Origin of the sequence: Pseudomonas sp. RC4D1, assembly GCF_018390395.1 — a bacterium.
Classification (GTDB): domain Bacteria; phylum Pseudomonadota; class Gammaproteobacteria; order Pseudomonadales; family Pseudomonadaceae; genus Aquipseudomonas; species Aquipseudomonas danubii.
This window is the reverse complement of sequence record NZ_JAHBAW010000001.1, coordinates 2,906,865-2,933,110: the sequence shown is the minus strand read 5'-3', so window position 1 is coordinate 2,933,110 and position 26,246 is coordinate 2,906,865. Positions and strand designations below refer to the sequence as shown.

Annotated in this window: 23 protein-coding genes; 10 read left to right on the top strand and 13 right to left on the bottom strand. The window is 60.7% G+C overall.

What is annotated here, in order from left to right; translation table 11 throughout:
- The first annotated feature begins 152 nt into the window (after positions 1-152).
- The gene (gene tsaD / locus KHO49_RS13580; RefSeq protein ID WP_102861931.1) at positions 153-1,178 is read left to right on the top strand and encodes a tRNA (adenosine(37)-N6)-threonylcarbamoyltransferase complex transferase subunit TsaD; all 1,026 of its coding nucleotides are present in this window, start codon (positions 153-155) and stop codon (positions 1,176-1,178) included.
- A 38-nt stretch (positions 1,179-1,216) separates the two neighbouring features.
- Here tsaD and plsY read toward each other — a convergent pair whose 3' ends face one another.
- Positions 1,217-1,786, bottom strand: a complete 570-nt coding sequence (gene plsY, locus KHO49_RS13575; RefSeq protein WP_102861930.1) for a glycerol-3-phosphate 1-O-acyltransferase PlsY — start codon at positions 1,784-1,786, stop codon at positions 1,217-1,219.
- 74 nt (positions 1,787-1,860) lie between these two features.
- Between plsY and folB the strand changes: the two genes are divergently transcribed.
- Together folB and folK are read left to right on the top strand one after the other, a co-directional pair.
- Entirely contained in the window at positions 1,861-2,214 is a 354-nt protein-coding gene (gene folB, locus KHO49_RS13570) for a dihydroneopterin aldolase (protein ID WP_102861929.1), read from the top strand.
- Positions 2,205-2,720: a 2-amino-4-hydroxy-6-hydroxymethyldihydropteridine diphosphokinase gene (gene folK, locus KHO49_RS13565; protein ID WP_102861928.1), complete on the top strand. Its 516-nt coding sequence runs from the start codon at positions 2,205-2,207 to the stop codon at positions 2,718-2,720. The genes folB and folK overlap by 10 nt, the downstream gene beginning before the upstream one ends.
- Before the next feature lie 51 nt (positions 2,721-2,771).
- On the opposite strand, the gene KHO49_RS13560 is transcribed toward folK, so the two are convergent.
- The 11 genes from KHO49_RS13560 to KHO49_RS13510 form a co-directional block, all read right to left on the bottom strand.
- Positions 2,772-4,001: a multifunctional CCA addition/repair protein gene (locus KHO49_RS13560; RefSeq protein WP_213665124.1), complete on the bottom strand. Its 1,230-nt coding sequence runs from the start codon at positions 3,999-4,001 to the stop codon at positions 2,772-2,774.
- Positions 4,002-4,067: 66 nt separating this feature from the next.
- The gene (locus tag KHO49_RS13555; RefSeq protein WP_102861926.1) at positions 4,068-5,630 is read right to left on the bottom strand and encodes a SpoVR family protein; all 1,563 of its coding nucleotides are present in this window, start codon (positions 5,628-5,630) and stop codon (positions 4,068-4,070) included.
- On the bottom strand, positions 5,627-6,901 hold the full coding sequence (locus tag KHO49_RS13550) for a YeaH/YhbH family protein (protein ID WP_102861925.1): 1,275 nt from the start codon (positions 6,899-6,901) through the stop codon (positions 5,627-5,629). Before KHO49_RS13550 ends, KHO49_RS13555 begins: the two co-directional genes overlap by 4 nt.
- Positions 6,902-7,019: 118 nt before the next feature.
- Positions 7,020-8,942, bottom strand: a complete 1,923-nt coding sequence (locus KHO49_RS13545) for a PrkA family serine protein kinase (protein WP_016967942.1) — start codon at positions 8,940-8,942, stop codon at positions 7,020-7,022.
- A 299-nt stretch (positions 8,943-9,241) separates the two neighbouring features.
- Positions 9,242-9,571 carry a thiosulfate sulfurtransferase GlpE gene (glpE, locus tag KHO49_RS13540; RefSeq protein WP_102861924.1) on the bottom strand — a complete coding sequence of 110 codons (330 nt, stop codon included), beginning with the start codon at positions 9,569-9,571 and terminating at the stop codon, positions 9,242-9,244.
- Between the two features lie 33 nt (positions 9,572-9,604).
- Entirely contained in the window at positions 9,605-10,474 is an 870-nt protein-coding gene (locus KHO49_RS13535; protein ID WP_213665123.1) for a symmetrical bis(5'-nucleosyl)-tetraphosphatase, read from the bottom strand.
- Positions 10,474-10,854 (bottom strand): Co2+/Mg2+ efflux facilitator ApaG/CorD, encoded by a 381-nt coding sequence (gene apaG / locus KHO49_RS13530; protein WP_025131262.1) that lies wholly within the window; start codon positions 10,852-10,854, stop codon positions 10,474-10,476. The genes KHO49_RS13535 and apaG overlap by 1 nt, the downstream gene beginning before the upstream one ends.
- 126 nt (positions 10,855-10,980) lie before the next feature.
- Positions 10,981-11,793, bottom strand: a complete 813-nt coding sequence (rsmA, locus tag KHO49_RS13525) for a 16S rRNA (adenine(1518)-N(6)/adenine(1519)-N(6))-dimethyltransferase RsmA (RefSeq protein ID WP_102881042.1) — start codon at positions 11,791-11,793, stop codon at positions 10,981-10,983.
- The gene (gene pdxA / locus KHO49_RS13520) at positions 11,790-12,779 is read right to left on the bottom strand and encodes a 4-hydroxythreonine-4-phosphate dehydrogenase PdxA (protein WP_123389776.1); all 990 of its coding nucleotides are present in this window, start codon (positions 12,777-12,779) and stop codon (positions 11,790-11,792) included. Before pdxA ends, rsmA begins: the two co-directional genes overlap by 4 nt.
- Positions 12,776-14,092 carry a peptidylprolyl isomerase SurA gene (gene surA, locus KHO49_RS13515; RefSeq protein WP_146036396.1) on the bottom strand — a complete coding sequence of 439 codons (1,317 nt, stop codon included), beginning with the start codon at positions 14,090-14,092 and terminating at the stop codon, positions 12,776-12,778. The genes pdxA and surA overlap by 4 nt, the downstream gene beginning before the upstream one ends.
- Positions 14,073-16,898, bottom strand: coding sequence for an LPS-assembly protein LptD (locus KHO49_RS13510; RefSeq protein WP_110594488.1), 2,826 nt, complete (start codon positions 16,896-16,898; stop codon positions 14,073-14,075). Before KHO49_RS13510 ends, surA begins: the two co-directional genes overlap by 20 nt.
- Positions 16,899-17,028: 130 nt before the next feature.
- On the opposite strand from KHO49_RS13510, the gene KHO49_RS13505 reads away from it, so the two are divergent.
- Genes KHO49_RS13505 through KHO49_RS13495 form a run of 3 tightly spaced genes read left to right on the top strand, consistent with a single transcriptional unit; the run spans position 17,029 to position 19,494 of the window.
- A complete protein-coding gene (locus KHO49_RS13505) occupies positions 17,029-18,054 on the top strand; it encodes an aminoglycoside phosphotransferase family protein (RefSeq protein WP_102881039.1) in 1,026 nt (341 codons plus the stop codon).
- The gene (murU, locus tag KHO49_RS13500; RefSeq protein ID WP_213665122.1) at positions 18,051-18,725 is read left to right on the top strand and encodes an N-acetylmuramate alpha-1-phosphate uridylyltransferase MurU; all 675 of its coding nucleotides are present in this window, start codon (positions 18,051-18,053) and stop codon (positions 18,723-18,725) included. The genes KHO49_RS13505 and murU overlap by 4 nt, the downstream gene beginning before the upstream one ends.
- A gap of 1 nt (position 18,726) precedes the next feature.
- On the top strand, positions 18,727-19,494 hold the full coding sequence (locus tag KHO49_RS13495) for a TerB family tellurite resistance protein (RefSeq protein WP_213665121.1): 768 nt from the start codon (positions 18,727-18,729) through the stop codon (positions 19,492-19,494).
- A 49-nt stretch (positions 19,495-19,543) separates the two neighbouring features.
- Here KHO49_RS13495 and KHO49_RS13490 read toward each other — a convergent pair whose 3' ends face one another.
- Positions 19,544-20,533: an alpha/beta hydrolase family protein gene (locus KHO49_RS13490; RefSeq protein WP_213665120.1), complete on the bottom strand. Its 990-nt coding sequence runs from the start codon at positions 20,531-20,533 to the stop codon at positions 19,544-19,546.
- Between the two features lie 74 nt (positions 20,534-20,607).
- Here KHO49_RS13490 and KHO49_RS13485 point away from each other — a divergent pair, with 74 nt between their 5' ends.
- The 4 genes from KHO49_RS13485 (at position 20,608) to KHO49_RS13470 (ending at position 26,141) form a co-directional block, all read left to right on the top strand.
- Entirely contained in the window at positions 20,608-23,007 is a 2,400-nt protein-coding gene (locus KHO49_RS13485; RefSeq protein WP_102861914.1) for a PAS domain-containing sensor histidine kinase, read from the top strand.
- A gap of 13 nt (positions 23,008-23,020) precedes the next feature.
- Positions 23,021-23,650 carry a response regulator gene (locus KHO49_RS13480; protein WP_102861913.1) on the top strand — a complete coding sequence of 210 codons (630 nt, stop codon included), beginning with the start codon at positions 23,021-23,023 and terminating at the stop codon, positions 23,648-23,650.
- Between the two features lie 261 nt (positions 23,651-23,911).
- A complete protein-coding gene (locus KHO49_RS13475; protein WP_102861912.1) occupies positions 23,912-25,036 on the top strand; it encodes an ABC transporter ATP-binding protein in 1,125 nt (374 codons plus the stop codon).
- Positions 25,037-25,079: 43 nt separating this feature from the next.
- Complete coding sequence (locus KHO49_RS13470) at positions 25,080-26,141, top strand: ABC transporter substrate-binding protein (protein WP_102881034.1); 1,062 nt, start codon at positions 25,080-25,082, stop codon at positions 26,139-26,141.
- The last annotated feature ends 105 nt before the right edge of the window (positions 26,142-26,246 follow it).

The window sequence follows — 26,246 nt, the reverse complement described above, 5'->3', positions numbered from 1 at the left end:
ATCGCGGCTGAGGTCGTCGGTTTTTAAGGGTTGCGGATGTTAACCCCTCAACGCTCGGAATGCAAAGCCTCTGATCGAAAACCGCTGGCCGGGCGCGGGAGTGGCGACTATTATGCGCGCCTTCGAATTCAGCCTCTACAAGGCGCAAACCCATGCTAGTACTGGGATTAGAAACCTCCTGCGACGAAACCGGCGTCGCGCTTTACGACAGTGAGCGTGGCCTGCTGGCCGATGCGCTGTTCAGTCAGATCGACCTGCATCGCGTCTACGGTGGCGTGGTGCCGGAACTGGCCTCTCGTGACCACGTCAAGCGTATGCTGCCCCTGATTCGCCAGGTCCTGGCGCAAGCTGACTGTGTCTCCACCGAGATCGATGCCATTGCCTACACTGCGGGTCCCGGTCTGGTGGGCGCCTTGTTGGTAGGTGCCTCCTGCGCCCAGGCGCTGGCCTTTGCCTGGGGGATTCCGGCCCTGGGCGTGCATCACATGGAAGGTCACCTGCTGGCGCCGATGCTCGAGGAGCATCCGCCGGAATTTCCGTTCGTCGCTTTGTTGGTGTCGGGCGGCCACACCCAGTTGGTCCGGGTTGATGGCATCGGCCAATACCAGCTGTTGGGCGAGACCCTGGACGATGCGGCAGGCGAAGCGTTCGACAAGACCGCGAAGATGATCGGCCTGAATTATCCAGGCGGCCCCGAGATCGCCCGCCTGGCAACACAGGGCGTCCCTGGGCGTTTTGTCTTCCCGCGGCCAATGACCGATCGTCCGGGCCTGGACTTCAGCTTCAGCGGCTTGAAGACCTTCGCCCTGAACACCTGGCAGCAGTGCGTCAGTGCTGGAGACGACGGTGAGCAAACCCGTTGCGACATCTCTCTCGCCTTCCAGCAAGCGGTGGTGGAAACTTTGACCATCAAGTGCAAGCGCGCCTTGAAGCAGACAGGCCTCAAGCGTGTGGTCATTGCCGGGGGTGTGAGTGCCAACAAGGCCCTGCGAGCCTCCCTGGAAAACATGCTCGCCGAGATGAACGGCAATGTGTTCTACGCTCGCCCCGAGTTCTGCACCGACAACGGCGCGATGATCGCCTATGCCGGCTGTCAGCGTTTGCAGGCCGGACAGCAGGAAAGCCTGGCGATCAGTGTGCAGGCACGCTGGCCGATGGAGCAGCTGTCAGCACTCTGAGAGAGGCGCGCAAGCTGAAGTCTTTTCATCTGTCGGATTCAAAAATGCCGTTCGCGCCCGGCAAACAGGTCGCGTAGATTGCCGCGATGGCGCCAAACGATCAGTAGCGTGAGTACGCTCATCGGTAGTAGTGCCTCAGGTTCCTGCCAGGCCAGTAGCGGCAGGGTCAGGGGGGTGGCGATCAAGGCGGCCAGTGAGCTGGTGCGGGTCAGGTAGAAGGTCAGCGCCCAGGCGGCGATGGCCAGGAGCGCCGCCGGGGGATAGAGCCCCAGCAACATGCCGGCAGCAGTGGCGACGCCTTTGCCGCCGCGAAAGCGGAAGTACAGTGGGAACAGGTGGCCGATTACGGCGTAGAGTCCGATCCACGCCTGTTGCTGCAACGAAAGCCCCGCAAGGTGGGCGATCAGCACAGGCACCAGGCCTTTGCACAGATCCCCCAGCAGGGTTAGGACAGCGAGTTTTTTGCCGGCCAGGCGCAGCATGTTGGTGGCACCGGCATTGCCCGAACCACTCATTCGCGGGTCGGGGTTGCCCGTGAGGCGGCTGAGCAAAATGGCGAAGGACAGAGAGCCAAGCAGGTAGGCGAGAATCGCCAGTAACCAAAACATGCTAACTATTCCGGGCGAGGATGCCCTGATTCTAACGGCGCATTGCGCCCTTGTCGTGCTGCGGAGAAGAGTGCTTGGACAGAGTGTTTATCGAAGGACTGGAAGTGGACACCGTGATTGGAGCCTACGACTGGGAGCGTGGCATCCGACAGTGTCTGCGTCTTGATCTGAGCTTTGCTTGGGATAATCGCCCGGCTGCTGCTGGGGACGATCTGACGCTGGCGTTGGATTATGCCAGTGTTTCCGCGCGGATCCAGGCGTTTGCCGAGCAGGCCCAGTACCAGTTGGTGGAAACCTTTGCCGAGCGTCTTGCCGAAGTGTTGATGAGCGAGTTTCACATTCCTTGGCTGCATTTGAAGCTGACCAAGCCAGGCGCTGTTCCGGCCGCCACTGGCGTGGGTGTGGAGATCGAGCGCGGATGTCTCTGACTCAGGTGTTTCTGGGGCTTGGTAGCAATATCGAGCGTGAAGCTCATCTGCGGGCCGGGCTCGATGCCTTGGCCGGTTTCCTGGTGGATATGCGTTGCTCGGCAGTGTTTGAAAGCCAGCCGGTGGGAATCAAGAGCGGTCCGTTCTTCAATCTGGTGGTGTCGGGTTACACCGACTTGCCGTTGACTGAACTGGACCGGCGTTTGAAGTTCATCGAGGCGGACAACGGTCGTTATGCCCCGGACCGCAAAGGTTTGCCACTGGATATCGATGTGCTGCTGTACGGCGACCTGACTGGCAATTTCGATGGCTTGATCCTGCCCCGTGCGGAAATCCTGAAGAATGCCTTTGTGCTTTGGCCGTTGTCGCTGATGGCGCCGGAGCGGCTACACCCATTGGCCGGCAAGAGCCTGGGGATGCTTTGGGATGAGGCGCAGATCGATCAGGTTCTAGCGCCCGTGGCCTTCGAATGGCAGGGCAGGCAACTGACGCCTCCGGGCCTGTAACTCCTCGGGCTCTCCTTGTGCTGACAAGGCTGGAGCCTTGTCAGCAGTTTCTCAGGATGCGTGCTGTTCCTTGTAGGTCTTGATTGCCTTCAGTCGCTCCAGCCTCAGCGCCTCACCCAGTTCCGGGCCTTTGAAGCCCTGCTCCAGTAAAGGTTGAACCGCCACTGAGCGCGCCGCGTTGGCGGCGCCGTGCAGGTAATCTGCTTGGGGGTAAGGTCGCGACTCCAGTCCCAGGCGACCACGGGCGTCCATTTCGCAAGCAGCAATGAACTCTTCAAAGCGCTGCGGACGGCGGAAGACGTCGAAGCTTTGCAGCAGCTCAAGCAGTGTCGAAGCCTTCAGTTCCTGGGCCTTGTGGGCGTGGGTGTGATACTGCCCCACCAACAGCGCCAGCTCCTGGCATTCCCGTGGGGCCTTGAAGCGCTCATTGACGGCCTTGATCAGTTCAAGTCCCTTGTGCTCGTGACCAATGTGGCGTGGCCACTCCTCCTCGGGTGTCACGCCTTTGCCCAGGTCGTGGAGCAGGCAAGCCCAACGTACCGAGAGGGGCTGCTGGTGCAGCGCTGCTTGCTGCAACACGCTGAGGCTATGCAGGCCGGTGTCTATTTCCGGATGATGGGTCGGTGGCTGGGGAACGCCGAATAGTGCGTCGACCTCAGGTATCAGTACGGCCAGGGCGCCGCAGTCACGCAATACCTGGATAAAGACCTGAGGCTGATCCTCCATCAAGGCGCGAGACATCTCCTTCCAACTGCGTTCCGCCGTCAGGGCTTGAAGCTCGCCTGACTCGCTGAGTTGGCGCATCAATTCAAGTGTCTCAGGGGCCACGCTGAAGCCCAGGTCGGCGTAGCGCGCGGCAAAGCGTGCCACTCGCAGAACTCGCAGGGGATCTTCGGCGAATGCCGGTGAAACATGGCGCAACAGCCGGTTTTCCAGATCCTTTTGACCGTTGTAAGGATCAGTCACAAGACCCTGATCATCTTCGGCCATGGCGTTGATCGTCAGGTCGCGGCGAATCAGGTCCTCCTCCAGGGTGACTTCCGGACTGGCATGGAAAGTGAAACCGCCGTAACCCCGTCCACTCTTGCGCTCGGTTCGAGCGAGGGCATATTCCTCGCCGCTCTTGGGGTGCAAAAACACTGGAAAATCGGCGCCCACCGGGCGAAAGCCCTTGGCGATCATGTCTTGCGCACTGGCGCCCACCACGACCCAGTCGACGTCGGTGACTGGTCTGCCCAGCAAGCGATCGCGTACAGCACCGCCGACTTTATAAATCCGCATAAAAAAACCTCCGTTAGCGCGACAGGATAACCCTTGTGCCGCGCTAACGGAGGCTCGTTCTTGGGCTCAGAGGTGGATGACTGCCAGGTCCAGTCGTCCGTAGTCGTTTTCGTTGTGATCGCTTCTCGGCGGTACGTGAAGGGTTTTTATCACCTGATCGCCCTGCAGGGTTTCCAAGTGAATATCGAAGCCCCAGAGGCGGTGCAGGTGCTTGAGCACCTCCTCGGTGGAATCCCCCAAGGGTTTGCGATCGTGTTGCTGATGGCGCAGGGTCAGCGAGCGGTCGCCACGACGGTCGATGCTCCAGATCTGCACGTTGGGTTCACGGTTGCCCAGGTTGTATTGCGCGGCCAGGGTTTCCCGAATGATTCGATAGCCGCTTTCATCATGGATTGCTGGTACCAGCAGGTCATCCTTCTGGTCGTCATCCATGATGCTGAACAGCTTGAGGTCGCGGATCACCTTGGGCGACAGATACTGCAGGATGAAGCTCTCATCCTTGAAGCTGCTCATGGCGAACTTGATGCTCGACAGCCAGTCGGTGCCGGCCAGTTCCGGGAACCAGCGGCGATCTTCTTCGGTGGGGTCTTCGCACATGCGGCGGATGTCCCGGTACATGGCAAAACCCAGAGCGTAGGGGTTGATACCGTTGTAATAAGGGCTGTCGAATCCCGGCTGATAAACCACGCTGGTGTGGGAGGCGAGGAATTCCATCATGAAGCCGTCGGTGACCAGGCCTTCGTCATACAGGTCATTCATCAGGGTGTAATGCCAGAAGGTGGCCCAGCCTTCGTTCATCACCTGGGTCTGGCGCTGCGGGTAGAAGTACTGGGCGATCTTGCGCACGATGCGGACAATTTCTCGCTGCCAGGGCTCCAGCAATGGCGCATGTTTTTCGATGAAATACAGGATGTTTTCCTGAGGCTCTGCGGGGAATCGCGCGTTGTCCTTGTCGCTGTATTTGTCCGCGCCTTTGGGAATCGTGCGCCACAGGTCGTTGATCTGTTTCTGCAGGTGCTCTTCCCGGTCCTTCTGCCGACGCCGTTCTTCCTCGGCGGAGATCGGGTAAGGCCGTTTGTAGCGATCGACGCCGTAGTTCATCAGGGCATGGCAGGAATCCAGCAGATCCTCCACGGCATCGATGCCATGGCGTTCCTCGCATTGCATGATGTACTGCTTGGCGAACACCAGATAATCGATGATCGAGCTGGCATCGGTCCAGGTGCGGAACAGGTAGTTGCCCTTGAAGAAACTGTTGTGGCCGTAGCAGGCGTGGGCCACCACCAGGGCCTGCATGCAGATGGTGTTCTCCTCCATCAGATAGGCGATGCAAGGGTCTGAATTGATCACAATCTCGTAGGCCAGTCCCATCTGACCACGGCTGTAGGACTTTTCGGTACTGAGAAAGTGCTTGCCGTAGGACCAATGGTGATAACCCAAAGGCATGCCCACCGAGGCATAGGCATCCATCATCTGCTCGGCGGTGATCACCTCGATCTGGTTGGGATAGGTATCCAGAGCATAGCGAGCCGCAATACGGCTGATTTCGCGGTCGTAGGCCTGGATCAGCTCGAAGGTCCATTCCGAGCCCGTTGAGATGGGTTGGCGCTTCTGCTCTCTGGCGGTCATGTCACTAACCTGCGCTGGAAGAGTTCACGGAAGACCGGATAGATATCGCCGGCCGAAACCAATTGTTGCTGGGCGAACGTGTCGGAGAAGGCTTCGGCGATACGTTCGTACTCGAACCACAGGGCCTGGTGCTCACGTGGAGTGATCTCCACGTAGGTGTAGTACTGCACGAAAGGCATGATCTGGTTGATCAGGATATCGCGGCAGATGGGCGAGTCATCGTTCCAGTTGTCGCCGTCGGAGGCTTGTGCGGCATAGATGTTCCATTCGTTGCTCGGGTAGCGCTCGGCCATGATTTCCTGCATCAGCTTCAGCGCGCTGGAGACAATGGTCCCGCCGGTTTCCCTGGAATAGAAGAACTCTTCCTCATCCACTTCCCGGGCGCTGGTGTGGTGGCGGATGAAGACCACGTCGATCTTGTCGTAGTTGCGCTTGAGGAACAGGTACAAAAGGATGAAGAAGCGTTTGGCTATGTCCTTGGTCGCCTGGGTCATGGAGCCGGATACGTCCATCAGGCAGAACATCACCGCCTTGGAGCTGGGGTTGGGCTGTTTCACCAGCAGGTTGTATTTGAGGTCGAAGGTGTCGAGAAAGGGCACGCGGTGAATCCGCGCACTCAGGCGTTCGATTTCAGCTTCCAGTTCCTGGATATCGCCGAAGTTGTCCGGTTCTTCCCGCTTCAGTCGCTCCAGATCCTCCTTGGCCTCCCGCAGCTTGGCCCGGCTGCTGCCGGACAAGGCAATGCGTCGGGCGTGGGCCGAGCGCAAGGTGCGGATGATGTTGATCCGCGATGGGTTGCCTTCGTTGCTGATCCCGGCACGCACGGTCTTGAAGGTGTCGGTCCCGGTCAGGTTGCGTTTGACCAGGTTGGGCAGCTCCAAATCCTCGAACATGAACTCGAGGAATTCTTCCTGGGTAATCTGGAAGACGAACTCATCCATGCCTTCGCCGGAATTGCCTGCCTTGCCGCGGCCAGCACCGCCTCCACCGCCGCCTTGAGGCCTGGCGATATGTTCGCCTGCGGTGAATTCCTTGTTGCCGGGATGGACCACGGTCTGTTTGCCGCCACGGCCGTGGTGCAGCACCGGTTCGTCGATGTCCCGTCCGGGAATACTGATTTGTTCGCCATGCTCCATATCGGTGATGGAGCGGCGGCTGACGGCCTCTTCGACGGCCTTTTTAATGTGGTCACGGTAGCGCCGCAGAAACCGCTGGCGGTTCACCGTGCTCTTGTTCTTGCCATTGAGACGTCGGTCGATCACATAGCTCATGGGCCCCTCCGGGGAGCTTCAAGACATAAGCCTCAAGCCGTAAGTCACGCTGCAGCAGAGCCTGTGAGGGCTCTACGGCACCGCGCTTGCAGCTTGTGGCTAGAAGCTTGCAGCTGCTTTACTGCGATTTTCTGACCCGCAGATACCATTCGGACAGCAGCCGTACCTGTTTGTCGGTGTAGCCGCGCTCGACCATTCGTGTGACGAAGTCGTTGTGTTTCTGCTGATCCTCCTTGCTGGCCTTGGCGTTGAAGCTGATGACCGGCAGCAGATCCTCGGTGTTGGAGAACATTTTCTTCTCGATGACCACCCGCAGCTTCTCGTAGCTGAGCCAGGTGGGGTTCTTGCCATTGTTGTTGGCTCGTGCCCGCAGGACGAAGTTGACGATTTCGTTGCGGAAGTCTTTCGGGTTGCTGATGCCCGCAGGCTTTTCGATCTTCTCCAGCTCTTCGTTGAGGGCAACGCGATTGAGGATTTCACCGGTTTCCGGGTCGCGGTATTCCTGATCCTGAATCCAGAAGTCCGCGTAGAGCACGTAACGGTCGAAGATATTCTGGCCGTACTCGCTGTAGGACTCGAGGTAGGCGGTCTGGATCTCCTTACCGATGAACTCGATGTAGCGTGGTGCCAGGTATTCCTTGAGGAAGCGCAGGTAGCGCTCGCGGGTTTCTGCCTGGAACTGCTCCTGCTCGATCTGCTGCTCCAGCACATACAGCAGGTGCACCGGGTTGGCCGCCACTTCATGGGGATCGAAGTTGAAGACTTTTGACAGGATCTTGAAGGCAAAGCGGGTCGATAGGCCGTTCATGCCCTCATCGACGCCGGCACTGTCGCGGTACTCCTGGATCGACTTGGCCTTGGGATCGGTGTCTTTCAGGTTCTCGCCGTCATAGACGCGCATCTTCGAGTAGATATTGGAGTTTTCCGGCTCCTTGAGGCGCGACAGCACAGTGAACTGTGCCAGCATCTTCAGGGTGTCGGGGGCGCAATGGGCCTTGGCCAGCGAGCTGTTGAACAGCAGCTTGTCGTAGATCTTCACCTCATCGCTGACACGCAAGCAGTAAGGCACCTTGACGATGTAGATACGGTCAATGAAGGCTTCGTTGTTCTTGTTGTTGCGGAAGGTGTGCCACTCCGATTCGTTGGAGTGGGCCAGCAGGATGCCGGTGAAGGGGATCGCCCCCAGCCCTTCGGTGCTGTTGTAGTTGCCTTCCTGGGTGGCGGTGAGCAATGGGTGCAGCACCTTGATCGGTGCCTTGAACATTTCGACGAACTCCATCAGGCCCTGGTTGGCCCGGCACAGTGCCCCGGAGTAGCTGTAGGCGTCGGCGTCGTTCTGTGGGAATTCTTCCAGTTTGCGGATATCCACCTTGCCCACCAGGGCTGAGATGTCCTGGTTGTTCTCGTCCCCGGGCTCGGTCTTGGCCACGGCGATCTGGTTGAGAATCGACGGGTACAGTTTCACCACCCGGAACTGGCTGATGTCACCGCCGAACTCCGCCAGGCGCTTGGTGGCCCATGGCGACATGATGGTGTTGAGGTAGCGCCGCGGGATGCCGAAGTCTTCTTCGAGAATGGCGCCATCTTCCGTGGCATTGAACAGGCCCAGCGGCGATTCGAAGACCGGGGAGCCCTTGATGGCGTAGAAGGGCACTTTTTCGATCAGCTGCTTGAGCTTCTCGGCCAGGGACGATTTACCACCGCCCACCGGACCCAGGAGATAGAGGATCTGTTTCTTCTCTTCCAGGCCCTGAGCGGCGTGGCGGAAATAGGAGACGATCTGGTCGATGCATTCTTCCATGCCATGGAAGTCTTCAAAGGCCGGATAGCGCCGGATTACCTTGTTGGAGAAGATTCGCGACAGCCTCGAGTTGGTCGAGGTATCCAGCAGCTCGGGCTCGCCGATGGCCAATAGCAAGCGCTCGGCAGCGGATGCATAGGCGCTTCGGTCCTTTTTGCACAGTTCCAGGTATTCCTGCAGCGAAAACTCTTCCTGGCGTGTGGATTCGAAGCGTTGTTGGAAGTGGCTAAAAATACTCATGACGTCACCTCGCTCGATACGTGGAGCCGGCGTCGGATCAGTCAGTCAAGTGCTGGCATGCAACTGAAAGCCCAGTTGCTGTTTACCCCCCAGAACACTTTCAAAGCTATCGACCTTGAAAGCTAGTACCGATGACCCGCTCGCCGGTGTACCGGCTCTCCCCTGATTTGGATGGCCTGAGGCTAAGGATAGTTCGGAATCCGGGAGGTCAAGGCGAGATGGGGAATTAGTTGCGCACTACCGTTCGTCCGGTGGCGCGCAAGCCCGCGTAGTACGCGGGCTAGAGCTACTGAAAAAAATTATTCGGCGGTGCCCTGAGCGATTTCCGTCGGATAGGTACTGCGCCAAAGTTCGAAGCCGCCATCGAGGCTGTAAACGTCGGAAAAGCCCTGGCTCACCAGATACGCTGCAGCGCTCTGGCTGGAGTTGCCGTGATAGCAGACCACCACCAATGGGGCATCGAGGTCGGCACCGCGAATGAAGTCGGAAATGGAGTGATTATCCAAGTGTTGCGCGCCGCTGATATGGCTCAGTGCATAGGTTTGCGGATCGCGGATATCCACGACCACTGCACCTTGTTCGCGCAGTGCCTGGGCCTGTTCTGGAGGGATGCGTTTGAATTCGCTCATGGCGGGCTCCTGGAGCTAGATAGTCAGCGCCGACTAGCGCTTTGCCGGGATGGGCAAGGGTTCTGGGGAAAGGGGCGCAGTGTGCCCCAGGGCGTCGCAATCGCAGGTCAGGCGCACGCCGGTATCGACATTCAGCAAGGTCATGGCCCCGCCCCAGACACAGCCGCTGTCCAGGGCGAAGATGCCGGGTTCGTTGCAATGGCCTTCCAGGGCCGCCCAGTGGCCGAAGATGATCTTCAGGTCCCGGGTCTTGCGCTCCTTGTGACTGAACCAGGGCGCGTAGCCCGGTAGTGCGGTATCCAGTCCTTCCTTGCTCTTGAGGTCGAGCTTGCCCTCGCTGGTGCAGAAACGCATGCGGGTGAAGTAGTTGGTGATGACGCGCAGGCGGGTCACGCCCTTGAGGTCGCTGTCCCACTTGGCTGGATCGTTGCCGTACATGCCGTCCAGGAAGGGCTCGAAGAGGTTGTCGTCGCGTAGCGCTTCCTCGACTTCGGCGGCGCACTTGAGGGCCTTCTTCAGGGACCACTGGGGGGCGATGCCGGCATGGACCAGAGCCACGTTGCGGGCTTCGTCGTAATGCATCAGTTTTTGCTGGCGCAACCACTGCAACAGTTCTTCGCAATCTGGGGCTTCAAGAATTTCCCGCAGCGTGTCGGACTTTTTCAGCCGTTCGATATTGCGCCAGGCTGCCAGCAGGTGCAGGTCGTGATTGCCCAGCACGCAAACCAGCGAATCGCGGATGGAATAAAGGTAGCGCAGGGTTTCCAGTGACTGTGGGCCGCGATTGACCAAGTCTCCCACCAGCCACAGGCGGTCCCGGGCAGGGTCGAACGCGACTTGTTCAAGCAGGCACTGCAGCGGTTCCAGGCAGCCTTGCAGATCGCCGACAGCGTAGGTTGCCATCAGTGCAGGGCCCCGGGGACCGCCAGGCGGAAGGGGGCAATGATGGCGTCGAACTGTTTGCCGTCCTCGGCCAGCATCTGGTAACTGCCCTGCATGTTACCGACCCGGGTGGTCATCACCGTGCCGCTGCTATAGGTGTGGCTCTTGCCAGCGGCAATCAATGGCTGCTGGCCAACCACGCCAGCGCCACGAACCTCTTCTACATGGCCATCACCGTCGGTGATTACCCAGTGCCGGGACAGCAGCTTGGCTGGGAGTGATCCGTTGTTCTGAACGGTAATGGTGTAGGCGAAAGCGAAACGGTTCTGCTCGGGTTGCGATTGGTCTGCCAGAAAGCGGGTGACGACGCTGACGTCGACCTGATAACGAGGATCGGACATGCAAAAGGCCTTTAAAGCAAAGCGGGGCGCGGGACAAAGCTGATGGAGGTCAGTCTAGGTCAAGTATCGGGTAGTAAACCAGACATCCTGTCCGGCGTCCTACTCGATCTCGGGCAAGGGCGTTTCTCAGTCGTTGGCAGGCTTGGGCTGGTCGGCCAATTGATCGGCTAGGCGTACAAAGGCGGCCAGATCCAGCTGCTCGGGGCGCAGGCTGCCATCGACACCGGCGGCTTCGATCTCGGCGCTGCTGAGGAGGGCCTTGAGGGTATTGCGCAGTGTCTTGCGACGCTGGTTGAAGGCTTCGCGGACGATGCGCTCCAGCAGGCGATGATCCTTGGCTGGATGTGGCAGCACCGCGTGAGGTACCAGGCGCACGATGGCCGAATCAACCTTCGGTGGAGGATTGAAGGCGCCGGGGCCTACGTTGAACAGATGTTCCACTCGGCAGTGATACTGAACCATGATCGACAGGCGACCCCAGTCACCTCCACCAGGGCCAGCGGCCAGGCGCTCGACCACTTCCTTTTGCAGCATGAAGTGCATGTCGCGGATCAGCCCGGCGTTCTGCAGCAGGTGGAAGATCAGCGGGGTGGAGATGTTGTAGGGCAGGTTGCCGACCACCCGCAGGCTGCTTGGTGCGGCGCCCAGCGTATTGAAGTCGAACTTCAGGGCATCGCCCTGGTGCAGGTTGAAGTTGCTCTTGCCGGCGAACTGCTGGTTGAGGATCGGGATCAGATCCTTGTCCAGCTCCACCACGTCCAACTGGGCTCCGCTGCTCAGCAGGCCTTCGGTCAGGGCGCCTTGGCCCGGGCCGATTTCCAGCATGCGGTCTTCGGGTTTGGCGTGGATGGCCCGCAGGATACGGTCGATAACGCCGGCGTCATGCAGGAAGTTCTGGCCGAAGCGCTTGCGCGCCCGGTGTTGGTATTGCTCGCTCATAAACGGTTCTCGGCCATCTGGTAGGCGGTTTCCAGGGCGACCTGCAGGCTGCCGGTGTCGATCTTGCCGCTGCCTGCCAGATCCAGGGCGGTGCCGTGGTCGACGGAGGTGCGGATGATCGGCAGGCCGAGCGTCACATTGACGGCCGCGCCGAAGCCTTTGTATTTCAGCACGGGCAAGCCTTGGTCGTGGTACATCGCCAGCACTGCGTCGCAGTGCTCCAGATATTTGGGGGTAAACAGAGTGTCGGCAGGCAGTGGGCCGCGCAGGTCCATGCCTTCGGTGCGCAGACGCTCTAGGGTAGGTTCGATGATGTCGATTTCTTCGCGGCCCAGATGCCCGCCTTCACCGGCATGAGGGTTGAGTCCGCAAACCAGGATCCGTGGTTGGGCAATACCGAACTTGTGTTGCAGGTCGGCATGCAGGATTCGAGTGACTCGCTCCAGGCGTTCTGCGGTGATGGCATCGGCAATCTCCCGCAAGGGCAGGTGGGTGGTCACCAGTGCCACGCGCAGGCCGCGGGTGGCCAGCATCATCACCACCTGTTCGGTGTGGGTCAGGTCCGCAAGAAATTCGGTATGCCCGGAAAAGACGATCCCGGAATCGTTGATCACGCCCTTGTGCACAGGAGCAGTGATCATGCCGGCGAAGTGCCCATCCAGGCAGCCCTGGCCGGCGCGGGTCAGGGTTTCCAGGACGAAGGCTGCATTGGCCTGGTCCAACTGGCCGCTGACCACCGGCTTGGCCAGGGGCGTGTCCCAGACATACAGGCTGTCTGCGGGGGCGGGTTCAGTCGGCAGTTGTTCCAGAGTCACTGGCAGCAGATTGACTGCCACACCCAACTGCGCGGCCCGCTCAAGGAGCAGGTCGCGGCTGGTGATGGCAATCAGGGGGTATGGCTGGGGTTGCGAGGCGAGCAGCAGGCACAGGTCAGGACCTATACCCGCCGGTTCGCCGGGTGTCAGAGCGAAACGTCTGGGTTTCACTGGGCCGCCTGTTCAGCGCCAGGCAGTTTGATCTCGACGTAGGCCTCATCACGGATCTGCCGCAACCAGGTCTGCAGCTCTTCGTCGTACTTGCGGTTACGCAGGACGGTCATGGCTTGTTGCTCGCGGGCCTGGCTGGTGCTGTCGGTGGCGCGACGGCCAAGGACTTCCAGTACATGCCAGCCATAAGGGCTCTTGAACGGCTTGGACAGTTGACCTTGTGGGGTCTTGGCCATCACTTCGCGGAACTCAGGCACCAGGGCGTTCGGGTCGATCCAGTTGAGGTCGCCGCCGTTGAGCGCCGAACCCGGGTCTTCCGAGTAGCTTTTCGCCAGTTCGGCAAAGTCTTCGCCGGCTTCGATGCGGTCGTAGAGTTTTTGCGCCAGGCGCTTGGTCTCTTCTTCGCTGCGAATCTCGCTTGGCTTGATCAGGATGTGGCGCACATGCACTTCATCGCGCACCTGATTGCCGCCACCGCGCTTGTCCAGCAGCTTGAGAATGATAAAGCCGCCTGGGGTGCGCGCTGGTTGGGTGATATCGCCCACGGCCATTGCACTCAGTTCACGGTCGAACGGAGGAGGCAATTGAGCAGCTTTACGCCAGCCCATGTCGCCGCCTTCCAGGGCGTTGTCGCTGCCGGAGCGGGCAATCGCCAATTGCGCGAAGTCCGCACCTTGCTTGAGTTGCTGGTACACGTCCATGGCCTGGCGGGCGGCACTCTGAATCGCTTCGGAGTTGGCGCTTTCCGGGGTCGGGATCAGGATATTGGCCAGGTGCAGTTCTTCGGAGAGCTGCATCTTGCCCAGGTCCGAGGCCAGGAAGTTCTTCACTTCCTGTTCCGACACCTGAATACGCTCGGCCACCCGGCGCTGACGCACGCGGCTGATGATCATTTCACGGCGCACCTGGTCACGAGCGTCTTCATAAGACAGGCCGTCGCGGGCCAGAGCGGCACGGAACTGCTCGATGCTCATGCTGTTGCGCTGGGCAATGGTGCCGATGGCCTGGTTCAGTTCTTCATCGGTGATGCGGATGCCGGAACGTTCGCCAATCTGCAGTTGCAGGTTTTCAACGATCAGACGCTCCAGAACCTGCTGTTCCAGGACGCTGGTAGGCGGCACACCACCGCCACGCTTGGCGATGGTTTGCTGAACTTCGTTAACCCGCTGGTCCAACTGGCTCTGCATGACCACGTCGTTGTCGACGATGGCCACAACCTTGTCGATGGACTGCACTGCGGCGCTGGCCGCAGTGCTCAGGAACAGCGCGCCCAACATCAGCGGGCGCAGACAATCAGAAAGCTTGGTCTTCACGTTCACGATAACCTTGGATGCCTTTGTCGAGGAAGCTCTCTACTTTGGTGCCCATGACGCCACCGAGACCCTTCAGAACAATTTGGAGGAAGATGCCGCGGTCGCCTTTCTCGTTCTCCGGAGCGTTCTGACTGAACTCGTCATACTTGACCCAGTAACGGCTGATCAGGCGCAGTTTCCAGCAGCAGTTGTCGTATTCGAAGCCACCGAAGGCCTCGAGCGTGCGGTTACGGTTGTAGTCGTACTGCCAGCGGCTGATGGCGTTCCATTGCGGCACGATCGGCCAGATCACCGAGAAGTCATGCTGCTGGATCTTGTAGTAGTCCTTCACGTAGCCAGGCGTGCCTGGAGTGCCGTAGTCGCCGCCCATTTTCCAGGTACCGCTGTTCTGGTCGTAGCGGATCTGGTCGTTGCGATAGCGATAGCCGGCGTTGACCACCTTGTTCGGGTTGTCTTCAGGCTGGTAGTGGAACATCGCACTGCCGGAGCGTGCGGTGTGGCTGTCCGGGTCCCAGTTGTACTCTGCGTTGGCGCGCCAGTCGCGGTTGAAACGGTATTCGTATTCAAGGGCGTAAGGCGAGACGTTGGACGTTGCATCGTCGCGAGTGCGGTAGTCGATACCCGGCAACTGGACGGTGCGATCCTTGAAGTACAGGGCCTGGCCAACGCTGACGCGCTGACGCTGGAAGCCGTTGTCTTCGATCCAGCGGCTGGTCACGCCCAGAGACAGCTTGTTCTCGTCGCCGACACGGTCGGAGCCGGAGAAGCGGTTGTCACGGAACAGCGAGGCGTAGTTAAAGGTAGGTTCGCCGGTATCGAATACCGGGATGTCCTTCTGGTCCTCCTCAGGTACATAGAGGTAGAACGCACGCGGCTCCAGGGTCTGGCGGTAGTTCTTGCCGAACCATTGAGTGTCACGGTCGAAGTACAGGCCGCCGTCGACGCTGGCGATTGGGACACCGCGGTTTTGTGAGCTCTTGTACGACTCACCCAAGGCAGCAGCTCTATTCCTGTTGGTGACCAAGTCGTCTTTGCCTCGGCCATCCAGATCAAGATTGTACTGGGTGTACATATACTTCAGGGATGGAGTCAGATAGCCATAACTCCAGTTCAGCGGCAGGCTGACACCAGGTTTGAGGTTCAGGCGATCACCATTGGCGCGGGCCAGGCCCGCTACGTTGGTGTCCAGACGCGGATTGCCTACCAGCCCGGTGATAGGGTCAATCGGTCCGCCATCTTTATCTGTGTAGTTGCCCTTCAGTAGATCCCGCTCAAACCGAACCAGCTCGGTTTCATAGGTGAAATCCAGACCTTGCGGATGGTACGGCAGGGCACCGTTGAAGGTGATCTGCGGCAGCTTGTTGTACGGAGTGATATTGGACACGCTTGCCAGCTCATACGCCTGCACGTTAAGACGTGCGGTGTAGTCGTCACCACGGTAGGTCACGGCGCCTTGCTGGTTGACGTAGTCGGTGGACTTCACGCCAATCTGATCGGTTTCCAGGTCCTGGAAGTAATACGGATCGCTGATCTTGGTGTAGTCGACCTCGGTCATCACCCGCGAATCAAACCCGCCCTTGTGCTGCCAGTTGAGCATGTAGCGGGTTTTTTCGTAGTCGGTCTGCTTCTTGCGATCGGTGTCGTCGTCGTTGAGGTACGCGGCGCCGAACTGACCTTCGCTGCTCTTGGTCAGGTAGCGGAACTCGCCTTCCATCAACAGGCCGCGCTTGGACATGTAGCGCGGGTACAACGTGGCATCGTAGTTCGGTGCCAGGTTGAAGTAGTAGGGCGTGACCAGCATGAAGCCGGTATCGCCGCCTGTGCCGATGCTCGGCGGCAGGAAGCCGGACTGACGACGGTCGTCGATCGGGAAATAGATATACGGGGTGTAGAGCACCGGAATGTCTTTGACCCGCAAGGTCACGTTGGTCGCGGTACCGAAGCCGGTGGCCGGGTTCAAGGTGATGTTGTTGCCCTTGAGCTGCCAGGCGTTGCTGTTCGGTTCACACGTGGTGTACGTACCATCCTTGAGGCGGATGATGGCGTTTTCCGCACGCTTGGCATACAGCGCACTGCCGCGAACCCGCGACTTGTGCATCACGTATTCGGCGTTATCGACCTTGGCTTCGCCAGTGTCGAGTTGCACGTCGGCGTGGTCGCCGACCATCAGCGTGCCGTTATCGCGGATGCGTACGTTGCCGCTGAGCTCGCCACGGTTCTCGGCCTGATACAGGTTGGCCTCGTCGGCTTCGACCTGCATGCTGCCCTGGCGCATGACCACGTCACCGGCCAGGGTCGCCACCTGTTCTTCCTGCTGATAACGCGAGGCCTTGGCACCGATAAAGGTGGGGGCGTCACTTTTATTCGTCTTGTCATTCATGCCAGGACGAATTGGTTCGATATAGGAACCAGAGCAGTAAGGACCGGTTTCGGCCAATTGAGCGGCGGTGAGCTTCTCGCGCGGTACCCAGTCGAGGTGGCTGTAGTCCGCGCTGCGGGACTTCAGACCCCGGCCTTTGGCCTCGGTGACCAGCACTGGCTTGTCGCCGGTCGCTTGTTCTGCGGTACCACTGTCGGTTGCGGTGGCGCCGTTGGAACTGACCGAGCTGGCATCGTGAATCGGCCGTGGAGGCAGTGGGGCTGCGCTGGCTTTCGGCGCACAGGCCCAGCCACCCGAAGCAGAGACTGAGCAGTCATACTGTTCCGCGGCGACCACGAAGGAAGTGGCTAGAGGTTGCAGGGCCAGCAAACCGCCGGTAACCAGCAACGGAAATTTTTTACGAAACGCGGGGGATTTCAATGCCATCTTATTAGTCCGGGCTTCCTGCGTGCCATCTGCCCGCGGTGTGGGCCGCACGCCTCTCGATGGTCTGAAAAAGATGCTGGATAATAAAGCATGACCCGCTTGACGGCTAGCGCCGTCGGAGACCCTTGTAATGCCTGACCAAGATGTACGCTTGCAACACCTGAAAGTTTGGCTCGATGAGCAGTTGGCGATTGTTTATGCAGCACAAGGCTGGGGTGAAGTACCCCCGGCGACATTGACCGCGGCCAGCAGTGACGCGAGTTTCCGCCGTTATTTCCGTTGGCAGGGTGCAGGCCGCAGCTTTGTGGTCATGGATGCTCCGCCACCCCAGGAAAACTGCAAACCCTTCGTGGATATCGCCCAGTTGCTGGCGACTTCCGGCATCAATGTGCCGAAAATTTATGCCCAAGACTTGGTTCGGGGCTTTCTATTGCTCAACGACCTGGGCAACAAGACCTACCTCGACGTGATCGACGAAAGCAATGCCGATGCACTTTTCGACGATGCACTGCAGGCCCTGCTGGCGTTTCAACAGCTACCGATGGATGCGCCACTGCCCAGCTACGATGTCGCTCTGCTGCGCCGTGAACTGGAGCTGTTTCCTGAGTGGTACGTCGGACGTGAACTGGGTGTCACGCTCAGCGCGCAGCAGCGCGAACAGTGGCAGCGGGTCAGTGACCTGCTGATCGACAGCGCCCTGGCGCAGCCCAAGGTGCTGGTGCATCGCGACTATATGCCACGCAACCTGATGCTCAGCGAGCCGAATCCTGGGGTGCTGGACTTTCAGGATGCGGTCTACGGCCCAGTGACCTACGACGTGACCTGCCTGTTCAAGGATGCCTTCCTCAGTTGGCCGCAGCCCCGGGTGCGTGGCTGGCTGGAGGGCTATTGGCACCAGGCCCGAGCGCTGGGGATCCCGGTCCAGGAAGACTTCGAGGAGTTCCTCCGGGCCAGTGACCTGATGGGCGTACAGCGTCACCTCAAGGTGATCGGTATCTTCTCGCGGATATGCCACCGCGACGGCAAGCCTCGTTACCTGGCCGACGTGCCACGATTCTTTGCCTATATAGAAGCAGTGCTGGCCCGTCGTCCCGAATTGGCCGAGCTTTCGCAACTGCTGCTCAGCCTGCGCCAGCCAGCGGGAGCCGATGCATGAAGGCAATGATTCTGGCCGCCGGCAAGGGCGAGCGCATGCGCCCCCTGACCCTGACCACCCCCAAGCCGCTGTTGCCTGTAGCCGGCATGCCCCTGATCGAATACCACCTGGTGGCGCTGGCCAAGGCGGGCTTTTGCGACATCGTGATCAACCATGCCTGGCTTGGTCAGCAGATTGAGGAAGCCCTTGGCGACGGTCAACGCTGGGGCCTGAACATTCAGTACTCGGCGGAAAGCGAGCCTCTGGAAACCGCCGGCGGTATTTTCAAAGCCTTGCCCTTGTTGGGGGATGAGCCGTTTCTGGTGGTCAATGGCGATATCTGGACCGACTACGACTTCGCCTCCTTGCGTCGGCCCCTGGCTGGACTGGCTCACCTGGTGATGGTGGATAACCCGGCGCACCATCCCAGTGGTGGCGATTTCTGCCTGCAGGACGGGATGTTGCACGATGCCCGGCCCGGAGCTGCAGCCCTGACCTTTAGTGGGATTTCGGTTCTGCATCCGAATTTGTTCCAGCACTGTGTCCCGGGCCCCTGCAAACTGGCACCGCTGTTGCGCGAGGCCATGGCCCGGGAACAGGTCAGCGGCGAGCATATGCAGGGGCAATGGATCGACGTGGGAACGGTCGAGCGTCTGGCGCAGGTCGAAGCCCTGCTGCAAGCGAGGCGCTGATATGTGGTGGCCAGGGACTCTGATCGGAGCCGGAGCGGGTTTTGCAATTGCCAGCATTCCGGGGGCCATGCTTGGTGCGTTGTTGGGGCAGGCTCTGGACCGGCGCCTGCAACTGCACAGCTGGGCGCATGTGCGTGAGCGCCTGGGCGGTCGCCCAGCGTTGCGCAACGATGAATTGCTGTTCGTGTTGCTGGGGCGCTTGGCGAAAAGTGATGGCCGGGTGGTGGATGGGCATATCCAGCAGGCGCGTCAGGAGATGCGCTCGCTGGACATGAACGATTCAGCCCAGCGCCGTGCCATTGCAGCCTTCAATCGAGGCAAGTCGGGCAATGACCGTCTGCGCGGTTATCTGCGGCGCCTGAGTGCCCAGCCCCATGCCGCGGAGGGTGTGTTGCGTGCCTGCTGGCGGATGGTTTGGGCCGATGGCCGGGTGGGGCCGGCGGAGCGTGAACTGATCCAGCTCTGGGGCAAATGGTTGGGCTGGACCACGGAACAGATCCAGGCGCTGGCGCAGGAGTATGGCCCGGCGCGCAGGTCGTTGACCGAGGGAGCCCTGACCTATCAGGAGGCGTTGCGCCTGTTGGGGGTTGCCGCCACTGCTGAACCGGCGCAGATCAAGCGCGCCTATCGCCGCCTGCTTAGTCGTCATCACCCGGACAAGATCGCCGGTAGCGGCGCCAGTGCAGCCCAGGTGCGGGAGGCGACGGAAACGACCCGAGAATTGCACAGCGCCTATGCCCTGATACGCGAGCGCCGGGATTTCCGCTGAGGCGTGGCCGGGCCGCCATTGCCAGTCAGGCAGTGGCGGCTCGAGCTCTTCAACTGTCGGTGTTCTGCGGGTTCAACCAGCCACGTACCCGGCGGAACAGCTGCTCTTGCTGGGCGGCATGATTGCCGGGCAGGGCTTTGAGGGCGATCTGGCTGAAGTTTGAATGCTTCAGGCGCTTGCTGGCTTGCAGTCGTTCCAGTGCCGCTTTCTGCGCAGCGCTTTTGTCGACATAGTAGAAATCTGCGGTTGCCAGCTTCAGGGTCGGTGTCAACTCTGCCAGTTGTGGCTTGCCATTGGCGGGTGTCTGGGCAGCTACCATCACCAGCTTCTGTACCTGGGAGGGCTGTTTTTCGCTCAGGTAGCGTGCGGCCCAGTAGGCGCCAGTGCCGTGGCCCAGGAGCACGATGCTGCGGGCATTCTGCTGTTCGGCGAAGGCCAGGGCTGCATCGATCCGGGTGAAGATGCGCTCGGCATCGGCCTTGACCTGTTCTTCGGTGCTTTCTGCGGCGGCGCGGTCCGCCACGTCGGCTTCGCCACCGGCGGCTTGTTCGATGGGCTTGGCCTCGGCGCTGGCGTCCTTGGCTGTGTTGCTGGTGTCCGCTGGCGGCGGCGCGGCCTCGACGATCCGCGGTTGTGCCGCTTCGCTGAGCATGTCCGGCAGGGTCAGGCTCAGGCTGCCCCAGTCAGTGTCCGGCAGTTTATTGCGCAGAGGGGCCACGGCTTGGGGCCAGTCGGCGCTTTCGCCGGCTCCCGGGAGGATAATCACCACGCCCTTGGGTTCGCTGGTGTTGGCCGGTTTCCACAGGGCCAGGAAGGTGTCGCCACCGGCTTGCAACTGCTGTTGCTCCTGGGCAGGCAACTGACGCTCCAGGGCGCTGGCCTCTTCCTGGCTGCGTTCAGGCAGGGTTTGGCGTTGCGCCGGTTGTTCCTCGGGGCTCTTGGTTTCCGGGGCCGGCTCGGCGGCTTCCACAGAAAAGGTCCAAGGCAGGATCAGCGACAGGCACAATGCAGGCAGTGCCGAGCGGTGGACAAGGGGCATCGGATATTCCAGGCCAGAAGTAATTCCGGCAGCCTAATGGGTTGGTCAGTATTTGTCAGGGTGTGAGACTTCAGATGATGCGTTTTCGCTGCCTTCTGCTTATCGGCTGTCTGTGCCTTCCCTTGATAGGCGGGGCGGCACCGACGCCCCATGTGCCCACAGCACCCTTGAGCCACGAGCAGCGTCAATGGCTTGAACAACACCCGGAGTTGCGGGTGGGGCTGGTACTGCAGGCACCGTTCGCCCAATACGACCGGCGTCTGCAGCGCCTGTCCGGGGCTAACGTCGAACTGATGCAGACCTTGGCCCAGGCGCTGAAGATTGAACTCAGCTGGCGCAACTTTCCCGATCAGGCACAGCTGGAAAGAGCCCTGCGCGACGGCGAAGTGGACATGGCCCCCGGCCTGACCCAGACCCCCGCGGGCCTGAGGCTGTGGCTGTTCAGCGACCCTTATATGCGTGTGCCACAGCTGGTGGTGGGTGAGCGCAAGGGCGCGGGGGCCGTGGAACTGGAGAAGCTCGACAGCCAGGCCCGAGTCGCGGTGCGCATGCCCAGTGCGGTGGCCGATTACCTGCGCCTGACCTACCCCAACCTGAATCTGCAAGGGGTTCCCCTGGAGCGCCAGGCCCTGCAACTGCTGCTGAGCCAGCAAGCCCGTTATGCGGTTGTGGATGAAGCCCAGCTCAGTCGCCTGTCAGCGGAGGCAGAGTTTTCCGGGTTGGCGGTGGTGGGGGATATCGGCCTGCCGCAGCTGTTACGGGTAGCGACCCGTCGCGACTGGCCGGAGTTGGCCAGTATCGTAGAGGCCGGCTTGCACGCGATCCCGGCCAAGGAGCTGGAGCAATTGCACAGTCGTTGGCTGCAGCCCAAGTACCCGCGCCTGGGAGAATCCCCCGGCGTCTGGCAGAACCTCAGCCTACTGTTGATGATCCTGTTGCTGGCCAGCTTGGCGACTGTCTTCTGGCAGCGTCGTCAGCAACGCAGTCTGGAGCAGAGGTTGCTGGCGGCACGTGAGGATATCGCCCTGCGCGCCGCCAGCGAAGAAGCCCTGCGCCTGACCCAGTTCTCCATTGATCAAAGCACTGTGGGCATTCTCTGGGTCAACTGGGACAGTCATGTGCGTTATGCCAACCGGGCCGCTGAAGAGATGCTCGGTTATCCGGCGGGCGGAGTGATCGACCGCCCGCTGATCGATTTCGAACCCAACCTGCACATGGATCGCTGGCTCAACCTGTGGAAGCGTGCCCGGGCCAGTGAGGAGGGCGCGCAGAGTTTCGAGACCCAGTGCGTGCGTGCTGACGGCAGTATCTTGCCGGCGGACGTGTCCTTGAGCTTCCTGCGTTTTCGCGACAGTGAATACCTGGTGGTCTACCTCAATGACGTCACCGAGCGCCGTCGTGCGCTGGCGGCGCTGCGGGAAAGCGAGGCGCGCCTGCAGGGTATCGCCGCCAACGTCCCGGGCCTGGTGTTCCGCCTGGAGCGAGCGCCGGTCACCGGGCAGATCGATTTCGCCTATATCAGTGAAGGCAGTGAAACCCTGGTGGGCTACTCGCCGGCGACGCTGGCCCACCGGGACACCGGCCTGCGCAGCCTGGTGCACCCGGACGACAAGGCCAGTTATCACCAGACCCAGGATCAGGCCCTGGACACCGATAGCGACTGGTCCTGGCAAGGTCGCATCCTGACCCGCCAGGGCCAGCAGCGCTGGGCCGAGATCAAGGCCATCACCCGCCGCCTGGATGACGGCGCTTTTGTCTGGGACGGCATTGTCTGGGACATCAGCGAAAGCAAGCGCATCGAGTTGGAGCTGGCCAGCTCCCGTGAGCAATTGCGGGAATTGTCGGCACACCTGGAAAGCGTGCGCGAAGAAGAAAAGGCCCGTATTGCCCGGGAAGTCCATGACGAGCTGGGGCAGATGCTCACCGTGCTCAAGCTGGAAACCTCCATGTGCGAACTGGCCTATGCCCAACTCGACCCGGGCCTGCACGAACGACTCAACAGCATGAAACGCCTGATTGCCCAACTGTTCCAACTGGTGCGCGACGTGGCCACGGCCCTGCGGCCGCCGATCCTCGATGCGGGCATCGCGTCGGCCATCGAATGGCAGGCCCGGCGGTTCGAAGCACGCACACAGATTCCTTGCCTGGTTCAAGTGCCGGATAACCTGCCGCGCCTGAGTGACGCCAAGGCCGTCGGCCTGTTTCGTATCCTCCAGGAGGCCCTGACCAATGTCATGCGCCATGCCCAGGCGCATACTGTGGAACTGACCCTGGCCTTGGAAGAGGGCGAGTTGTGCATGACCATCAGCGATGACGGCCTTGGTTTCGACACCGCCTCGGCACGCCCGACGTCCTTTGGCCTGGTGGGCATGCGCGAGCGGGTGCTGATCATGGGCGGCAGCTTGTCGCTGCACAGTGAACAGGGAGAGGGCACCCTCCTGAGTGTCCGGGTGCCCCTGGACCGAGAACAATAACGAGGAGACGCGCGTGATCCGTGTACTGGTAGCCGAAGACCACACCATTGTCCGCGAAGGCATCAAGCAGCTGATCGGCCTGGCCAAGGACCTGCTGGTGGTGGGCGAGGCGAGCAACGGTGAACAGCTGTTGGAAACCCTGCGCCAGGTGCCCTGTGAAGTGGTGCTGCTGGATATCTCAATGCCCGGGGTAAACGGCCTGGAAGCCATTCCACGGATTCGGGCCCTGAACAATCCCCCGGCGATCCTGGTGCTGTCGATGCATGACGAGGCGCAGATGGCGGCGCGTGCGCTGAAGATCGGCGCTGCCGGCTACGCCACCAAGGACAGCGATCCGTCGCTGTTGCTGACGGCCATCCGCAAGGTGGCGTCCGGTGGGCGTTACATCGACCCGGACCTGGCGGACCGTATGGTCTTCGAGGTCGGCCTGACCGATGCCCGGCCCTTGCATTCGCTGCTTTCCGAGCGCGAGTTCTCGGTCTTCGAACGCCTGGCCCAGGGTGCCAACGTCAATGACATTGCTCAGCAACTGGCCCTGAGCAGCAAGACCATCAGCACCCACAAGGCGCGGCTGATGCAGAAGCTCAATATCACCTCCCTGGCGGAACTGGTGAAATACGCCATGGAGCACAAGCTGCTCTGACGTCATCTGCAGTGCTCTCTCCACCTCCCGGGGAGGGCACTTATCCATTTGCGACATCCCCGCTTTCGGCCTTCTGCCGTTTCTTGCTGCTTGTAGCTTGCCGCTGGCCTCTGCCCTTATCCAATCCCGCCATCCTTGTAGGGCAATCCCTACACGCAACCTTCCAGGCGGCTGAGGCGAATCTCTCCTGCGCCCCGATTTGCGCGGCCTGCGGCCTCCACTAGGCTTGTTCCACAGCCGTCTAAAACAAAAGGTGTGGGTATGAGCGAGGTTGATTCAAGCGCTGGGGCCAACGATGTTCTGGTCAGCTTTCGTGGTGTGCAGAAAAGCTACGACGGTGAAAACCTGATCGTCAAAGACCTCAACCTGGATATTCGCAAAGGCGAGTTCCTCACCCTGCTGGGGCCGTCCGGGTCCGGCAAGACCACCAGCCTGATGATGCTGGCCGGTTTCGAGACCCCAACCGCCGGTGAGATCCAGCTGGCCGGGCGCTCCATCAACAATGTGCCGCCGCACAAGCGCGACATCGGCATGGTGTTCCAGAACTACGCCTTGTTTCCGCACATGACCGTGGCCGAGAACCTGGGCTTTCCGCTGTCGGTGCGCGGCCTCAGCAAGACCGACATCAGTGAACGGGTCAAACGGGTGCTGAGCATGGTTCAGCTCGATGCCTTCGCCCAGCGTTATCCGGCGCAATTGTCCGGTGGCCAGCAGCAGCGTGTGGCCCTGGCCCGTGCCCTGGTGTTCGAGCCGCAGTTGGTGCTGATGGACGAACCCCTCGGTGCTCTGGACAAGCAACTGCGTGAACACATGCAGATGGAAATCAAGCATCTGCACCAGCGCCTGGGTGTGACCGTGGTCTATGTGACTCACGACCAGGGCGAGGCCCTGACCATGTCCGATCGGGTGGCGGTGTTCCATCAGGGCGAAATCCAGCAGATTGCCCCGCCGCGCACCCTTTACGAAGAGCCCAAGAACACCTTCGTCGCCAACTTCATTGGCGAGAACAACCGTCTCAACGGTCGGCTCCACAGCCATACCGGCGAGCGTTGCGTGGTGGAGCTGGGGCGTGGCGAAAAAGTCGAGGCGCTGGCGGTGAACGTCGGCCAGGTCGGCGGCCCGGTGACCCTTTCCATCCGTCCGGAGCGCGTGAGTCTTAACGGCTCCAGCGAACGCTGCGTCAACCGCTTCTCCGGGAGGGTGGCGGAATTCATCTATCTGGGCGACCACGTCCGGGTGCGCCTGGAAGTCTGCGGCAAGAGCGACTTCTTCGTGAAACAACCGATTGCCGAGCTCGATCCTGCGCTGGCGGTGGGCGACGTGGTGCCGCTTGGCTGGCAAGTCGAGCACGTTCGCGCGCTTGACCCGCTTCTAGAGGCGAATTGATCGCCCCCCTGCAACACCAACCTGCACGTGGAGAACACAATAAATGTTGAGATCCCTGAAATTCACCGCCCCCCTCAGCGCTATCGCTGTGGCACTGGGCATGCTGGGTGCGGCACACGCCATGGCGGCGGGTCCCGACCTGACCGTGGTGTCCTTTGGTGGGGCGAACAAGGCGGCTCAGGTCAAAGCCTTCTACGCGCCTTGGGAAGCCGCAGGCCATGGCAAGATCGTCGCTGGCGAGTACAACGGCGAGATGGCCAAGATCAAGGCCATGGTCGACACCAAGAGCGTGTCCTGGGACCTGGTAGAGGTCGAGTCCCCTGAATTGTCCCGCGGTTGCGACGAGGATATGTTCGAGCAACTGGACCCGGCCCTGTTCGGCAAGAGCGAAGACTACGTCAAGGGTGCCATCCAGCCTTGCGGCGTGGGCTTCTTCGTCTGGTCCACGGTGCTGGCCTACAACGCCGACAAACTCAAAGCACCACCAGGCAGCTGGGCCGATTTCTGGGACACCAAGCAGTTCCCGGGCAAGCGCGGTCTGCGCAAGGGCGCCAAGTACACCCTGGAGTTCGCCCTGATGGCCGACGGCGTCGCGCCCAAGGATGTCTATAAAGTCCTGGCTGGCAAGGACGGCCAGGATCGCGCCTTCAAGAAACTCGATGAGCTCAAGCCCTACATTCAGTGGTGGGAAGCCGGCGCCCAGCCGCCGCAGTACCTGGCTTCCGGCGACGTGGTCATGAGCTCGGCCTACAACGGCCGGATCGCCGCGGTGCAGAAGGAAAGCAACCTGAAAGTGGTGTGGAACGGCGGTATCTACGACTTCGATGCCTGGGCCATTCCCAAAGGCCTGGACAAGGATCGCGCTGAAGCCGCGAAGAAGTTCATCGCCTACTCGGTACAGCCGCAGCAGCAGAAAACCTATTCGGAAAACATTGCTTACGGCCCAGCCAACATCCAGGCCGTGCCGCTGCTGGCCAAGGACATTCTCAAGGACATGCCCACTACCCCGGAAAACATCGCCAACCAGGTGCAGATCGACGTCAGCTTCTGGGCTGACAACGGTGAGCAACTGGAGCAGCGCTTCAACGCCTGGGCAGCCAAGTAACCACCCCGCTGTTGTAGGAGCGAGCTTGCTCGCGAGGGCGTGATCGGCACCACCACCGGTGTCGCCTGATGCGCCTTGTTCGCGGGCAAACCCGCTCCTACCCCG